Below are 15,651 nucleotides of genomic sequence, written 5' to 3'. Positions count from 1 at the left end.
ACAGCCAAATACTAAACTTTCTCGTCTTTATTTAAGAATATTCGCAATTGCCTCATTTATGAATTTTACAAGTTCAGGCATATTTCGAATCAGTTCTTCCTTTTTTTCCAAATATGCTCTTTCAATTTCCGACATCTCGGATTCATTACACTGCAGCAGCGATAAAAGATATACCTCCAGTGCATGGATAGCAACTGCCTATTTGCTGACTAGTGCAATCACAACCCTATTGTTCAGGAAGCTGGGTAACATGTACGGGCGCAAATGCATTTTTCAAACTTCCATCATTATCTTTCTAATTGGATCAATTTTATGTGGTACTGCACAGAGCGTCAAAATGCTCATCGTATTCCGGGCTTTACAGGGAATTGGTGGAGGAGGGTTAAATTCTCTGACTCAGGCAATTGTAGGTGATATTGTCCCACCTTCCAAGTGCTCCAAATACTTTGCCTATATTGGATCCATGGCAGTTTTTGAACTGATTTCGGGTCCATTTGTCGGAGGACTATTTTCTGACAAAATTTCATGGAGGTGGATTTTCTATATCAATATCCCAATCGGTGTCTTGTCATTTTTTATGATTACATTCAAACTACATTTACCCAGACCAGAACAAAGTGGCAAATTGGATATTGCAGGCATGGTTTTTGTACCTATGTATCTCCAGACTGTATTTCACCTTTCAGCCTTCGGAGCCGGCCTGGCTACTATACCGCAGTTACTGGGCTTAACTGTAACAGCTGGAGTTTCCGGCTATCTTATTTCAAAAACTGGAAAATATAAAATTTACATGATTTTTGGTACAATACTAACTGGAATGGGAACTTTCCTTTTAGGATTGACATCGCAGATCCAACTCACTCCACCTTTGAAATTTCCGTCATTGTCTGAGCGCTTGCAGTAATTTCTTCCAATGTAGCAGTAATTTCTTTCATTGCAGTCACCTGTTTTTCTGAAACAGATTGAACCCGATTGACCGTTTCAAATATGTTCTTTATATTGTTATTTATCTGCGACAGTGCATTTGAAACTTTTTGTGAAGACTCACCGCTCGACTGAGCCAATTTCCTCATTTCACTCGCAACCACTGCAAATCCTTTTCCCTGTTCTCCAGATCTGGCAGCTTCTATTGCCGCATTGAGCCCCAGCAGATTCGACTGTGATGCTATATTCTGAATCATGCTTATTATTTCATTACTTTCCTCTATCTGCTTTTCTGCCTGTTTTGTAATTTCAGACATACTCGTTATCATGCGATTCATTTCTTCAGATCCCGAATTGATCTCTTCAATGCTCGCGCTAGTTTCTTCAAGACCGGAAAACAATGTATCCGCAGATTCTTCCAATTTCACCTGTCTATCCAAACTTCTTCCTACGCCAACAGCACCTATAACATTATTCTCCGCATCCTTAACAGGATATGTAACACCTCTAAAAGGTATACCAAACACTTCCTTTGGAACAACCGCACTATACCCCTTTCCCTCTTTAACAGTTTTATACAATAGATCTTCAACTGGAATTTTACTTCCTATTTTTATTTTTACATCAACATTATTCCCGGGTCTGTAGTATAAAAATGTCGAAGTATCTGTAACAGAAACAAAAACATCTTCCTGTAGTATTTCTTTTAACACGGGCATAACTTTCAAAAAAGGTTCTAAAATTTCCCTGCTCATAAAATTCATTCTCCTTATAATATATTTTGATTCTTAATTCGAACAACCATTATTATATGTATCGAATTTTTATCTCTTATATTTATATATTTAAGCTATCTTTTACAACATGTACCCTGTCATTATCACACGTTAGACAAGACATCTAAAGTCGGTTAAAATATAAATTAAACGAACAAAATATGAAAAGAGTGATAAAAATGTCAATTTCTTTGGGAATTATCCTGATACTTTTAATCTGCGGAACAGTTATTGTAATAAGGTATTTCCATGCCAACATGCATTATGATGAAGCTCTTATCAGCAAAGTAAGGCAGGCGGGTTTTAATGACAAACTTATAAAACTTCCTGATGGTTCTACAATAAGGTATGGAGAAGGTCCAGATAATGGTCCCGCTTTACTGTTGATCCATGGTCAAACCACTGCCTGGAAGGACTACGATACGGTACTGCCCAAATTATCGGAATCCTTTCATATATATGCAGTGGACTGTTACGGCCACGGCAGATCAAGCCATGAGGCTGCTTTATATTCCTGTCAGGCCAATGGAAATGCATTTATCTGGCTTATAGACAATATTATCAAAGAAAATTGCTTCATATCAGGTCATTCTTCCGGAGGCATTCTAGCAGCCTGGGTTGCAGCAAATGCACCAAATCAGGTTAATGGTGTCCTTTTAGAAGATCCACCCTTTTTCAGCGTGACTCCGGAAGAAGTGCAGGAAGCTAAAGGTGCCTGTGCCTGGTATGAAACGTACCTTGTCACCCACAGCTTTTTAAGCAGGCACTTTGAAACTGATTTTACACTCTATTACCTGAAACACAGTTATATTCTTTCCCTCTTCGGCGGTCTGCAAAATAAGATCGTGAAATCGGCGGCAAAATACAGGAGGTCAAATCCCGGTAAACCCATCAAAATTTTCTGGATTCCACACATATGGCTGCGTCCTTTACTTTACATGGATAATTATGATCCCAGATTTGGGGATGCTTTTTATGATGGATCCTGGATGAAAGATATAGATCAGGAAAACATACTCAAAAGCATTAAGTGCCCCGTCATCTACCTGAAAGCAGACACACAATACGGAAAGGACGATGTTTTATATGCAGCCAATACCGATGATGATGCAAATAAAGTTCAAAGTTTGCTCTGTAATTGTAAAAGAATCAACATAAAATCCGGACATGACATCCACCTTGAACATCCAGATGTATTCATATCTGCATGCAAGAAACTTTTGAACAAAAGCCGGAAATAAATGACACCATTATTTTATAAGGCATTCATGTCGATTTTCCCATTTGAGTTCAGCTTAAAATTTTTAACTATTCTTATCTTCCTGGGTTGTAAATAGGGCTTGAGGTGTGTTTTACAATATTCTCTGATGTATTTTTCAGTTAAAGTATCATCTTTTGACAAAATTACCGCACCTGTCTCTTCTCCTTTTACTGGATGTTTTATGCCGAATACCACCGATTTTAATACCGAGGGATGGTTATTCAACACTTTTTCTATATTATATGGAAGTATTTTCACACCACCCTTATTTATAGTGTTGTTTTTCCTTCCCAGAACGTATAAATTTCCCTGCCCATCTATTTTACCTATATCGCCAACTGTAGCTTTAGGTCTGAAATTCGGAGCTATATATGGACTTTTCACCCATATTAAATTATTCTCCAGCCAAAATTTTACCTGTGGAAATGCTTTTCCAACACATCCCTCCCTGTAAGTTTCTGTAAAATCCATATAAGCTACATGTCCTAATTCACTGGCACCATAATATTCACAGATATGGGCATTACTAAATCTATTCTTCAACTTGCAGGCGGTTTTTTCATCAAGTTTATCCCCTGCACTCAATACCGATCTTATTTGATCAAGGTCTTCTCCAAGTTCCTTTAATAATATTCTATAATGTGCCGGAACCATAAATATACTTGTCACGTCATTTTGTTTCATCTCTTTAATCCATGTTCTGGGATAAATGCTCTTAGAAAATACTATACTTCCACCTTCATTTAAAATATGAAGTGCACTGTTGAGGTTTGCCGTATAGGAAAGATAACCCGCTAAAAAAAGTACGTCCTTACGGCTTATATGAAATACTTCACTTTGATACTTAAAAGCACTTGTCCAACTTTTATGATCACGCCATATGATTTTGCTGTGTCCTGTGGTCCCAGAACTCAGAGCTCCAAGAAAAATATACGAATCCTCAATATGTGGAAGTTTTAAGTTTTCTCCCTCTTTATCTAAATCAAAGCAGGATCTGTCATCCATGATAAAGGATGCATTTACCTTTTTCATGATTTCATCCATCTGACATGAAGAAGTTTTGGGATTCACCGGAATGGAAATCAAGCCTGCCCTGGAGCATGCCAAAAAATTAATTATTGTATTAAACGGGTTCATATTCCCTATTACTATTTTTTCACCCATAGTATATTTTCCCGCTAAAAATATCGCTCTTTTATTTATGCTTTCCACAAGTTCCCCATAAGTTATTTTTCTTTCGCCAAAAATCATACATACTTTTTGGGGATTTTCTTCTGCATTTTTAAATACTCCTGAATAAATCAGCATCTTATATCAATCACACCTCTCTATAATGGTTGAGACACCAAGACCACCTGCAACACCTACAGCAGCCATTCCCATTTTTTCATTCCTATCTTTCAAAGCTTCCAATAGATGAAGCATTATAACAGCACCGGAAGCTCCATAAGGATGTCCATAAGCTAGTGCACCTCCAAATACATTCACTCTATCACCGGGAAAATTAAAATATTTTAGAAAAGCCAGTACTTTCACTGCAAAGGCTTCGTTTATTTCTATCAGATCCATGGAATTTATATTCAAGTTCAACGATTCCAATAGTTTTTTCGAAGCTGCAATTGCACCGAGGGGAAACAAATTAGGATCAACACCTGCACTGTCTCCTCCGATCCATAGTGCCTCAGGTTTTAATTTATATTTTTGTACCGCTTTTTCTGACGCAATTACAGTAAGAGCTGCCCCATCATTAGTAAGGCAGGCATTTCCCGCAGTTATAGTTCCATTCCTGCCCAAAATTGGTGCCGCTCTCTCCATAAGTTTCAAAGAAGGATGACGTCTGATATTTTCATCCTGTGAGACAATGCCTTTATCGGTTTTTACACCTAGAATAATATCTTTTAACTTATTCTTACTTCTGGCTTTCAAAGCTTTTTTATGGCTTTCTACAGACCAAGTATCCATAGATTTTCTCCCAATGCCGCAGTATTTTGCAGTATTCTCCGCACCTTCTATCATGTCGGGATCTCCAATCGAATAGGGAGAAAACTGTGCCCTTTTATAAAATACACCTTCTCCCCTATACCTTCTATCTTTAGAATTATATTGTCTGTTAGGTTCTAAACTTGTACTCTCTGTCCCACCTGCTATCACTAAATTTCTCTGACCTGAGTTTATTAGATTTGCAGCTATATTTATGGTCTTTAGACCGGAGCCGCACTGAAAATCCACAGTCATCCCAGGTACACTAAACGGCAGCCCTGCTTCAAGCAGGCTGAGCCTTGCCAGATTTCCTCCCGGACCCACTGCATTTCCAAGAACAACTTCATCAATTGAATCTCCCGGAAGGTTGTACTTGCATAGAAGTCCTCCGATTAAATGTGCCGCCAATTTTTCAGGGAGGAAACCTTTCAAACATCCATTGGTCTTGCCTATGGGCGTTCTCAGCCCTCCAACTATATAAACTCTTCTGTATATAGGTTTAATGCAAATGTCTTCTCATCTCCTTATTCAATCTCAATGAAATAAATGCGGCCACTACGGCCTTTAACAGATCTCCGGGTATGAAGGGAAGTGAACCAAGTACAAAGGCCTTTTTTATTCCGACATTTGTAATAAATCCAAGCCACCCTGCTCCCAGGAAATGAACTATTACTATACCTCCCAATACACAAGCCAGGAACATATTTACAAATGACTGCTTCCTGTGTGATAAAACACTTATTATAACAACACCTATCAGGTACCCTAAAAAGTATCCTCCCGATTTACCAACAATAATTCCAATTCCGGATCTTCCACCGGAAAACACCGGAATACCTGCACATCCCAGGAGCAAAAAGATCAACATGCTGAGTGCCGCCTGAGCCGGTGTCAAAACACAGCCTGCAATCATAACTGCCAAAGATTGTCCGGTTATGGGAATCGGAGTAAAAGGCAGTGGAATAACAAGATAACCTAAAATTGAAGTTACTGCCGCCATTAATGATGAATAGATGATATCTCTTATTCCTAATTTTTTTCTCAACTTAATTTCCCCTCTCTGTTTTCCCCGCGTAATTCTAATTTAAAGCATACTCTATTATCCGTTATCCCGAATAATTCTCTATTACCTTTCCAGTATAAAAATATGCTGCTGCCTGCTGATATTGGTTTAACATAAGTTATTTTACAATCATACATGTATATTTTTTTCAAAGCCAGATAATCCTCTAAAAGCAGCAATATAAGCATAGCTTGTACAACCGGTTTATCACCCCTATGTACATAATTGTAATCTCCGCTTAAATCACAAAACTGTCTTACATCGTCTTTCGTGACAATCTTAAAAAATTTTTTATCGGCCGTACATATAAATTTTTCTTTTAAATTATACTGATCCTTTTTAATCAAAGTCGATTCAAGATCCATAAGGTTTTTATGGCCGTCCCTTACTTCACAATTGCAGATTAGATAGGACATCGATTTAAGTCTCCCCGATTTTTCTATATTGGATTCCAATCTAACTTTTTTGCCGATATCCAGAGTATTGATTTTTATAACCTGTTTGGCAATAAAATATCCATCCTCCACCTTATCTAAAAGCTGATGCATAGCTTCAATGAAAATCATCACAGGTGTACTGTCCATATTCCAGTGATATCTTAGTGAAAAAGCCTTCTTGAAGATACAATACAAATTCCCGTCAATATCATATTCTATGCTATATCCCTCCAATTCAAGAATTAATCAATACATGAATAATACTATAATAAAGTATCCCCATTGTCAACTTTAAATAAATTTAATGTTGACAATTGGGATAAAATAATTTACCTATCTTTATTATTAACCTTCAGCCTGTTTTTCCCACTTTGGTGCAGGTCCCCTCAAATACGACATGAAAGCTGCAATGAGACTAAATACAAATGAAATTGTAAAAGCTGTCCTGAGCCCTCTTATAAACTGAGCGGAAGCCATACCCCTTGTAGAAACATGAGAGTGTACAAACAGTGCCTGCATAGCCGAAAGTGATATACTGGAAGATATTATTGCCATTGATATGGCAATGCTAAGTACCATTCCGGCATTCATGAACATGGTCCTCACGCCTGCAGCAATTCCCCTATTGCCCTCGGGCACATTTGCCATTATAGAACTTGTATTCGGAGAGAAGAACATTCCGGAACCTATTCCGGTAAATACCATGCATACAACCAGGTAAGCCGTGGAGGAAGTTGTATTTATCCTCATAAATCCAAGTAGTCCTGCGGCAGATATGAGAAGCCCTATGGAGCTTAAAGCCCTCGCACCATATTTGTCACACAATATACCGCTTATGGGGGATACAGCCATCATTGCCACTGCAAAGGGACACAGCAGCATACCTGCCGTAATCGGGTCAATACCCCTGTCTCCCTCGAAATAAAATATTAGCAGGAAAGTGACGGCTCCTCTTGCAATACCGTTTAAAAGCGTGCTAATATATGCAAAAGAAAGAAGTCTTGTCTTTAAGAGAGTCATATCCAGCATGGGAAACTTCGTATGATTTTCAATATAGGTAAACAATCCTATAAGTATTGCTGCAATTGTAAACAGTATTATTACAGGTTTGCTTAGCCACTGGCCGAACCCGCCTATTGTAAGTGCTACAAGCAGTGCCAGCATTCCAAAAGTAAAGGAAAAAGTGCCTTTAAAATCAAATTTTTCATTACCTTCAGACTTATGGAGTTCCACAAGGGATACTGCAGCCCATATAGTTCCAAACAAACCTATGGGAATATTTATATAAAATATGGCCCTCCAGCTGAAATTTATAAGAACGCCCCCTAAGATAGGGCCTATAATTGCAGCTACACTCCGAACATGTCGGCTATCCTTCCTATTGAAGGAACGAGTATCGTAAGTGAGAGCATATATCCCATTATCGTCCACATTATTATACCTACACCTGCATTCAAATCCTTCATTATTACAGGAAGTGCAATCATGAGCGTACTTGCACTGAGCACGGAAAAAAGAGCTCCTATAGTAGTACAAGACAGAGCAATCCATTTATAATTTTTCTTTTTCACTAAGGTCATCTCCATTTATTGATTTGTTCCGGCTTTAAATTCTCCAGTTTTCTACTCTATCCAGAGGGCTTTATGCTAAGCTCTTGTAATAAACAATAAAATATATTTTATCCTACTATAATATCAGCGTCAAGATTAATGTTGAATTCTATTTAAAGTATTGAAAAACTAATTATATTAGTTTATAATAACCTTATTATAGTTATAGGGGGAATTTAAATGGGTCCAAAAAGAAGATTGAGCACGGAGTCAATTCTGAATGCCGCTGCAGAATTAGCAGAAGAAAACGGACTTGAAAATGTTTCTTTACTTCAGGTTGCAGAAAAACTGGGTGTAAAATCACCATCACTGTACAACCATTTTAGTGGATTCAAAGAACTTTCATTGGGTATTTCGAAACTTGCCATTTCAAGACTCGGAGATGCTATACGCAATGCAGCAGTCGGTAAATCAAAAGATAATGCGTTAATGGCAATTGCTTTGGCATATCGTAAATTTGCAGGGGAAAACCCGGAACTCTACAAGGCAATTTTAAGATTCCCCACTTACAATGACAGCAGTATTCAAAAATCGGGGCATGCTATCGTCAGTATTCTGTACCAGGTCATGGAACCCTATCACTACAATAAAAAAGAAACCATCCATTTCGTACGTGGATTCCGCAGTGCCCTTCACGGATTTGTCTCTCTTGAGGAGGCAGGTTTTTTCAGAAGTGCCGAAGCCGATGTTGGCAAAAGCTTCAAACGGCTTGTTTCATGCCTGATATCAGCTTTAGACACAGGAAAGGATGATTGACGTGTTTCGATATATTGTCCTGCCTATCGTAGGATTTATAGTAGGTCTGCTGATCATTTCACTTGGCGGCGGTGGAGGAGCCATTTATGTTGGAATTTTGACTGCCTTTTTTAACATTCCTCCTGCCATTGCAGCATCCACTTCACTTGCAACCACAATTCCCACTACTGCAGTAGGTAGTTTCAGCCATTGGAAAGCCGGAAATGTAAATTTGCATTTTGGACTCACCATGCTGATTGGAGGCATAGCCGGTTCAATCATAGGTTCGCTGTGTTCCGGATTGCTGCCGCAGGATATGTATAATAAACTGACCGGAATTATTCTGGTGCTTCTGGCCGTACAAATGCTTTTTTCATATATAAGAAAAAAGAAAAAAAGAGATGATGACATGCAGGACAATGACCAGGCTAAGAAGTCCAATACAATTAAGGCAGTTTGTTTCGGACTTCTTGGAGGAGTCATGTCCGGGCTTGTTGGCTTAAGCGGTGGAGGCCCAATTGTAGCGGGGCTTATGATTTTAGGATGTCAGGCACTTGAAACAGTAGGGACTTCAGTACTTGTGCTTCTCGGCATAGCTGTCACCGGATTTATCACGCACCTTGGATTGGGAAATATTGATTGGAAACTCGTAGGGCTTTTAGCTGTGGGCACAATGTGTGGGGCTTTTGCAGGCCCGTTCCTTCTCAAACGCATAGATAAGAAAAATTTGGAAAAAGTTCTTCGACCGGTACTTTTCATCATGACTGCCACAATGGGTGGAATGCTGATATTTAAATAATAAAGTTCATTTCCCCTTCCAATTTAATAATAATGATGAATTTAAAATGACCAATACCGATCCTGCATTATGCACAAGTGCACCTACTACTGGACCTAATATGCCCAATATAGCTAAAGCAACAGCTATAAAATTCAATGTCATGGAAAATGTCAAATTTAATTTGATGGTTTTTATTACTTTTTTAGACAGGCTTAATAAATGAGGTATACATTTTATATCATCTCTGATAAGCGCAATGTCGGCTGCATCAATTGCTATATCACTTCCAATTCCGCCCATGGCTATTCCAACATAGGCTTTTTTCAATGCCAGGGCATCATTGACGCCGTCACCAACCATACATACGAGCTCGTTTCTACTCTGGTATTTTTCTATTGCAGATATTTTATCTTCCGGCATACAATTGGAACATACGTCATTTATTCCGGCAAGTTTTGCGATATGACATGCTGCCTGATGGTTATCTCCTGTAAGCAAAACACTTTCTACTCCATTTCTCTCAATATCCTTAATCATGTCAGCGGCATCTTCCCTGAGAGTATCGGAAAGTGCTATGAATCCTGATGCATCGCCATTAATTGATATATACATAATTGTACATCCGACACCTTTATATCTGGAGGCTTTTTCCTCCATTTGTTCTGGTATGGAAATATTATTATCTTCCATCATTTCAATGTTTCCAGCAAGAATTGAATAATTTCCTATTTCAGCCAGTACGCCTCTTCCGGCAATCACCCTGAATTCATCAGGCTCATTAATTGAAATATTGGGAATGTTTCTTATATGCTCAATTATCGCTTTCCCCAGAGGATGTTCTGAGCGAATTTCTGCTGATGCCGTCAATTGTAACAATTTTTTCTCGGATATGCTTGAATCAAAACTTTCAACTGTCGTAACGGAAAGTTGTCCATATGTAAGCGTACCTGTTTTGTCAAAAGATATTCTCCGTACATTGGCCAGTCTTTCAAGAGCATCGCCTTCACGTATCAGGATACCATATTTTGTGGCATTGCCTATACCTGCCATTATAGCCGTAGGAGTTGCAAGGACCAATGCACATGGACAAAATACAACCAATATTGTTACAGAACGTATTATTTCACCTGTAGCAAACCACGTGAGAATTGCCGAGCTCAATGCACCTGCCACAATCCAGGTAGCCCACCTGTCTGCAATACCAACTATTTTTGCCTTACTTGCATCCGCTGATTTTACAAGTTTTATCATTCTCTGTAAAGAACTATCTTCACCAAGCTTTGCAGCCTTCATATCAAAAGTTCCAAATTGATTTAAAGTTCCACTAAATACCCTGTCGCCAGTTTCTTTATCAACGGGGAGTGATTCGCCTGTCATTACTGATTGATCAATTGAAGTTTCACCATTTATGATTATTCCGTCTACAGCTATAGTTTCTCCTGCCAGAACTCTTATAATATCTCCTATCCGAACTTTATCTGCAGGAATTATTTGCTCTGTACCATTTCTTATGATTCTTGCAACTTGGGGAGTAAGATGTACAAGTTTCTCAATACCCGCACGAGCTTTACTGACAGTTCTTTTCTCGAGAAATGCGCCTATAGTCATGATAAAAGCAACTTCTCCGGCAGCAAATATTTGATCGATCACTATAGAGGCAATCAACGCTATAGACACCAGTAAATCAGCCTTGATATCAAATCTTGTAACAAATCCAACAATAGCTTCCTTCACAATTGGTATTCCACATAAAATAATTGAAATCCATGCGGTATCCAGAGGTAATTTACCAATATCAAAAAAACTAACAACAAGTGATATACCTGACAAAAATATAAACAAAATAGCACATTTTTCCTCATTCTTAAAAAAATTTTTTATTTTTTCCATAAGCGCTCCCTTATTTTTATATTATACATATACCCCTATATGTATAATATAATCTGTTTATACTTTTGTCAATAAAAAAAAACTGCCTATGTTTTACATAAACAGTTTTAAATACCTTAAGACATCCTACAAAAATGTTCCAGCGCCTTTGAAAATTGTGCTATCGTTTTTTCTGCATCTCCATGCTGAATTCCGTCTCTAACACAATGATTCAAATGTCCCTCCAAAACTATTTGGCCAACCTTATGAACAGCACTTTTAACTGCATTGATCTGTATCAGAATATCTTCACACGGAATATCTTCATCAATCATTTTATCTATAGCCTTAATTTGACCTATTATTTTTTTAATACGTCTGTGCAAATTATCAGAATCCATACATTGTTTCATAATTCTCACCTTTTCTAATATGTATTTTGATCCTATTATATATCAGAATAGATAAAAAATATATGCTGTTCTATCAAAATCACAAATAAACCCAATTTCATCAAGCTAAAAATGTATGTTCATTCAAAAAGTTATCATTTATCCTTTTCTTCCATATACCCGGCAGTCATCTTGCTCATAAGTTTTCCCATTTTTACAGGAAACAGGCAACAGATTAATATTTGTATCTTTTGTCCCAAACTGTGGCATATAATAAAGGATTTACTTCGTATGTGTTTTGCAAGTCCTATCCCAACTTTTTCCGGATCGGCCATAAATTCTTTGGGTACAGGCAGAGGTTCCGCTGATTTCGTTCTGGTAAGAGGTGGATGAAAAATATGAAAACTGATAGCGTAATTTTGGTATTCGATATTAAGACACTTGGCAAGTGCTTCAATTGCACCTTTACTTGAGGAATACGGACTAATATTTATAAACCCCATTATACCAACACAGGAACTCGTAAATATAACCTTGCCATTTCTCAAACTTTTCATATAGGGCAAAACAGCTCTGGATAGATGAAGTGCACCATAATAGTTGACTTCCATTACATCGTGATACACCTGCTCCCCGGTTTGTTCCATACTGCCAAATGTGCACATGCAGGCATTATGTACGGCGCAATCAATGCTGCCGTACTTTCTGACACTTTCACTTACGCAAACTTTCATTTGTTTTAAGTCCCTAACATCACAAGTCAGCGAAAGAAGAGAATCATATTTTTCACACAAACTATCAAGATTATCGGTCTTTAAATCGAGGACAGTTACATTATAACCTTCTGATAAAAGCTGCTTGACCAGATAATAACCAATGCCATTTGCCGCTCCTATAATCAAGATGTTTTTCATAGAAGACCCTACCCTTCAAATATTTAATCGATTAATTCCTTTAATTATTTTGCCATCTGAATACTCTGAATGCATTTTGCACACAAACCATAATATATGATATTTTGGCTTTCAATTTTTACATGGTACTTTTTTTCAATTTGCTGTTCTTCCATGCTTATTTCAGGTAAATATATGTCAGTAATACTACCGCATCTGGTACATATAAAATGTCTGTGCTTATTTTTTTCATCACAGCCTATCAACTGATACTTGCAGCAGTTTCCCTGTACCATTACCTTGTACAAAATACCAATCTTCTCTAATTGAATTACAGTTCTGTAAACTGTTGGAATACCTATTTGTGGAAATATATTTTTGGCTTGGTTCCATATTTCTTCAACTGTTAAATGTTTATTCCTGTTTTTAAAGAGAACGTTCAGAATAACTCTACGCTGAGGAGTTATTCTTATACCTTTACCTACAATGATTTTTTCAAAATATCTGAGATACCTTGCATTTTCCATGTACAAAATCACCTTCTCTCTTAGCGTGGTTGATTCCTCAATTTTAGTAAAGTACCTTACTAATTATATTATACAGGTACCTTACTAAAACATCAAGAGCCTTTTTGATTTGTATTCTCCTTATAGTAAAACTACAATTCCTAGATAATAAGGCACCAGAGAATTATGTCACACTTATATTACTCTATAGTGCCTTCAAAAGATATTTCAGATATTCATGTGCCTGAATTTTACGTTATACTTAAGCAAAAATTTTATCAAGAGTCAGATAAAAGACTTTGTCTATATTTAGACAAATTGCACTAATTTGCAAAAATATGAAATCATATATCCATGAAACGGATGCGGCTGCCTTACACCTTTTTACAAAAATTTTGCTATTAACTACAATCAAATATATATTATATACAATTAACTTCATGTTATATTCATTTATATATTGCGTCAAAGATAAATTCTGCTATAATATATACGAGGTGAAAATATATGGACAATAATATATTAAACGTTGAACAAGCAGTTGAATTTCTAGGTGTAAGTGAAAAAACACTGATAAAATTACTTAGAGAAGAACATATACCTGCCAGAAAAATAGGCAGAGAATGGAGGTTCAGTAAAGAAGCATTAATAAAATGGCTGTCTTCAGGTGATTCACGCAATTATGTCAATAATGCTGAAAGCTATCAGATTTCAGCAGATGAATTTGGTAAATACAAGCAGCTGTTAGATGATATTTGTTCCAATATATCAAGTCTAAAAAATAATAATAATATCAAACTTATTTTAAAAGGCCTTGACAAAGACATAAATATTCCTGAAGATGCAAGTTTAAGAATGAGTTATAAACAAAAAAGAGATATTGAAAAACTTGAATTTAAAATATACTGGCCTCAGAGAAAAGAATACAAAATTGATGCAAATCAAAAATAGAATTTCAAAGGTAGGATGAGTGTGTATATTAATAATGGAAAAGATAAAAAGGTCTTGGGAATTGAACGCAACATCTTCTTTACCGGTATGACCAGCTTTTTAACGGATACAACTACAAAAATGATATATTCCATTATGCCATTATTTTTAATGTCAATAGGTGCATCAAAAACAGAGGTATCTCTTATTGAGGGAATTGCAGAAAGTACGGCTTCGGTCCTTAAAGCTATATCGGGCTGGTGGAGCGATAAAATTGGCAAAAACAAACCCTTTATGATCATTGGATATGGATTTACAGCTATTTTATCCCCATTATTTTCAATAGTAACTTCACCTTTGCAGGTGCTGGCTATAAGATTCAGCGAAAGGGTTGGAAAAGGCATAAGGACTGCTCCAAGAGACAGTCTTGTGGCTGCTTCATCAAGTGATAGTGAGAAAGGAAAAAATTTTGGGTTTCACAAGGCTATGGATAACAGCGGTGCAATAATAGGACCTCTTCTTGCTTTTATAATTTTATCAATATTTCCCAATAATTATCGAAAGGTATTTATATTTTCAGCTCTGCCCGGAATACTCGGATTAATTACCATAATTTTTTTTGTAAAGGAAACCAAGAAAAGCAAAGATTCCCTTCCCAAGAAAATTACCCCCAGGGACTTTTCCCATAAATATTACATGTTTTTAGGTATTGCCTTTATATTCACCCTGGGTAATTCAACCGACGCCCTACTGCTGGTAAAGGCCAAAGACATTGGTATAAAAGCTTTATTCATACCAATTGTATACTTGATATTCAATTCAGTATCAGTAATATTCGCCGTTCCAATGGGTATTCTTTCAGATAAATTTGGTAGGGAAAAACTTATTATCTTCGGATATTTACTTTATTCTGCAATATACTTCGGTTTTGGAAGAACAGATAATAAAATATCGGTGATTTTGCTATTCGTATTATACGGACTTTACAGTGCAGCAACAGATGGGGTACAGAGGGCACTGGTCTCAGACCTTATAGATAAAAACAAGAGGGGTACGGGATTGGGAATATATAATTCACTGATAGGTATAACCTTACTCCCTGCAAGTCTTATAGCTGGTGTTTTATATGATAACGTCAACAATAGCGCTCCTTTTTATTTAAGTTCGGCAATAGCTATGGCTGCTGCAATATTAATGTTCTTGTTTTACATGAAATTCAGAGTTATACGTAATCAAAAGTGCAAACAAATCTAACTTTGATATTGCTTGTGGGTAATTTTTATGGTATTATGAGTAGAAATGAAAATTTTAGAGTTAAAAGGGAGTAGCTACCTATATATTGGTGACAAAGTCAACATACTGATCTCTGATCTGGTTTTGTCATGGCGGATTCCGGTCAAGCGAGACTTTTAACACAATGATTCTATTGTTGTGCTAAAAGCCTTTTTTAGTGTAATTATCACATTAAAAAAGACTTTTAAGATAGAAAATCAC

The 15,651-nt window shown here is 36.9% G+C and carries 17 protein-coding genes; 6 read left to right on the top strand and 11 right to left on the bottom strand.

Annotated features, from left to right (window positions below; genetic code table 11):
* Nucleotides 1-58 precede the first annotated feature (58 nt).
* Nucleotides 59-904 (top strand): MFS transporter, encoded by an 846-nt coding sequence (locus tag AB8S09_RS09440; RefSeq protein WP_367112690.1) that lies wholly within the window; start codon nucleotides 59-61, stop codon nucleotides 902-904.
* On the opposite strand, the gene AB8S09_RS15845 is transcribed toward AB8S09_RS09440, so the two are convergent.
* Nucleotides 858-1,253, bottom strand: a complete 396-nt coding sequence (locus AB8S09_RS15845; protein WP_440132417.1) for a methyl-accepting chemotaxis protein — start codon at nucleotides 1,251-1,253, stop codon at nucleotides 858-860. The two genes, AB8S09_RS09440 and AB8S09_RS15845, sit on opposite strands and share 47 nt — an antisense overlap.
* A 626-nt stretch (nucleotides 1,254-1,879) precedes the next feature.
* Here AB8S09_RS15845 and AB8S09_RS09430 point away from each other — a divergent pair.
* The gene (locus AB8S09_RS09430; RefSeq protein ID WP_294182702.1) at nucleotides 1,880-2,941 is read left to right on the top strand and encodes an alpha/beta fold hydrolase; all 1,062 of its coding nucleotides are present in this window, start codon (nucleotides 1,880-1,882) and stop codon (nucleotides 2,939-2,941) included.
* 14 nt (nucleotides 2,942-2,955) lie between these two features.
* On the opposite strand, the gene AB8S09_RS09425 is transcribed toward AB8S09_RS09430, so the two are convergent.
* The 6 genes from AB8S09_RS09425 to AB8S09_RS09400 form a co-directional block, all read right to left on the bottom strand.
* Complete coding sequence (locus tag AB8S09_RS09425) at nucleotides 2,956-4,269, bottom strand: class I adenylate-forming enzyme family protein (protein ID WP_294182699.1); 1,314 nt, start codon at nucleotides 4,267-4,269, stop codon at nucleotides 2,956-2,958.
* A 6-nt stretch (nucleotides 4,270-4,275) separates the two neighbouring features.
* Nucleotides 4,276-5,418 carry a thiolase family protein gene (locus AB8S09_RS09420; protein ID WP_294182783.1) on the bottom strand — a complete coding sequence of 381 codons (1,143 nt, stop codon included), beginning with the start codon at nucleotides 5,416-5,418 and terminating at the stop codon, nucleotides 4,276-4,278.
* Nucleotides 5,419-5,440: 22 nt separating this feature from the next.
* On the bottom strand, nucleotides 5,441-5,986 hold the full coding sequence (locus AB8S09_RS09415; RefSeq protein ID WP_294182698.1) for a biotin transporter BioY: 546 nt from the start codon (nucleotides 5,984-5,986) through the stop codon (nucleotides 5,441-5,443).
* Complete coding sequence (locus tag AB8S09_RS09410) at nucleotides 5,983-6,573, bottom strand: hypothetical protein (RefSeq protein ID WP_369869013.1); 591 nt, start codon at nucleotides 6,571-6,573, stop codon at nucleotides 5,983-5,985. The genes AB8S09_RS09415 and AB8S09_RS09410 overlap by 4 nt, the downstream gene beginning before the upstream one ends.
* 213 nt (nucleotides 6,574-6,786) lie before the next feature.
* On the bottom strand, nucleotides 6,787-7,872 hold the full coding sequence (locus AB8S09_RS09405; protein ID WP_367112689.1) for an MFS transporter: 1,086 nt from the start codon (nucleotides 7,870-7,872) through the stop codon (nucleotides 6,787-6,789).
* Nucleotides 7,791-8,012 (bottom strand): hypothetical protein, encoded by a 222-nt coding sequence (locus AB8S09_RS09400; protein ID WP_294182692.1) that lies wholly within the window; start codon nucleotides 8,010-8,012, stop codon nucleotides 7,791-7,793. Before AB8S09_RS09400 ends, AB8S09_RS09405 begins: the two co-directional genes overlap by 82 nt.
* 219 nt (nucleotides 8,013-8,231) lie before the next feature.
* On the opposite strand from AB8S09_RS09400, the gene AB8S09_RS09395 reads away from it, so the two are divergent.
* Together AB8S09_RS09395 and AB8S09_RS09390 are read left to right on the top strand one after the other, a co-directional pair.
* Nucleotides 8,232-8,807 (top strand): TetR/AcrR family transcriptional regulator, encoded by a 576-nt coding sequence (locus tag AB8S09_RS09395; protein ID WP_294182690.1) that lies wholly within the window; start codon nucleotides 8,232-8,234, stop codon nucleotides 8,805-8,807.
* 1 nt (nucleotide 8,808) lies between these two features.
* A complete protein-coding gene (locus tag AB8S09_RS09390; RefSeq protein WP_294182688.1) occupies nucleotides 8,809-9,585 on the top strand; it encodes a sulfite exporter TauE/SafE family protein in 777 nt (258 codons plus the stop codon).
* A 6-nt stretch (nucleotides 9,586-9,591) separates the two neighbouring features.
* Here the strand turns inward: AB8S09_RS09390 and AB8S09_RS09385 are convergent, their stop codons facing one another.
* From AB8S09_RS09385 to AB8S09_RS09370, 4 genes are all read right to left on the bottom strand, one after another.
* Entirely contained in the window at nucleotides 9,592-11,457 is a 1,866-nt protein-coding gene (locus tag AB8S09_RS09385; protein WP_369869012.1) for a heavy metal translocating P-type ATPase, read from the bottom strand.
* 116 nt (nucleotides 11,458-11,573) lie between these two features.
* The gene (locus AB8S09_RS09380; RefSeq protein ID WP_294182685.1) at nucleotides 11,574-11,849 is read right to left on the bottom strand and encodes a metal-sensing transcriptional repressor; all 276 of its coding nucleotides are present in this window, start codon (nucleotides 11,847-11,849) and stop codon (nucleotides 11,574-11,576) included.
* 134 nt (nucleotides 11,850-11,983) lie between these two features.
* Nucleotides 11,984-12,742 carry an SDR family NAD(P)-dependent oxidoreductase gene (locus tag AB8S09_RS09375; protein WP_369869011.1) on the bottom strand — a complete coding sequence of 253 codons (759 nt, stop codon included), beginning with the start codon at nucleotides 12,740-12,742 and terminating at the stop codon, nucleotides 11,984-11,986.
* Nucleotides 12,743-12,786: 44 nt separating this feature from the next.
* Entirely contained in the window at nucleotides 12,787-13,248 is a 462-nt protein-coding gene (locus AB8S09_RS09370; RefSeq protein WP_294182682.1) for a Fur family transcriptional regulator, read from the bottom strand.
* A 486-nt stretch (nucleotides 13,249-13,734) separates the two neighbouring features.
* Between AB8S09_RS09370 and AB8S09_RS09365 the strand changes: the two genes are divergently transcribed.
* Complete coding sequence (locus AB8S09_RS09365; RefSeq protein WP_294182680.1) at nucleotides 13,735-14,178, top strand: helix-turn-helix domain-containing protein; 444 nt, start codon at nucleotides 13,735-13,737, stop codon at nucleotides 14,176-14,178.
* 21 nt (nucleotides 14,179-14,199) lie between these two features.
* Complete coding sequence (locus AB8S09_RS09360; protein ID WP_294182678.1) at nucleotides 14,200-15,411, top strand: MFS transporter; 1,212 nt, start codon at nucleotides 14,200-14,202, stop codon at nucleotides 15,409-15,411.
* The last annotated feature ends 240 nt before the right edge of the window (nucleotides 15,412-15,651 follow it).

It is taken from the genome of Clostridium lapidicellarium (genome assembly GCF_041224415.1).
GTDB classification, from domain to species: domain Bacteria; phylum Bacillota; class Clostridia; order Clostridiales; family Clostridiaceae; genus Clostridium_B; species Clostridium_B lapidicellarium.
Note: the sequence above shows the minus strand (reverse complement) of the source record. Positions and strands in the feature narration are given on the sequence as shown.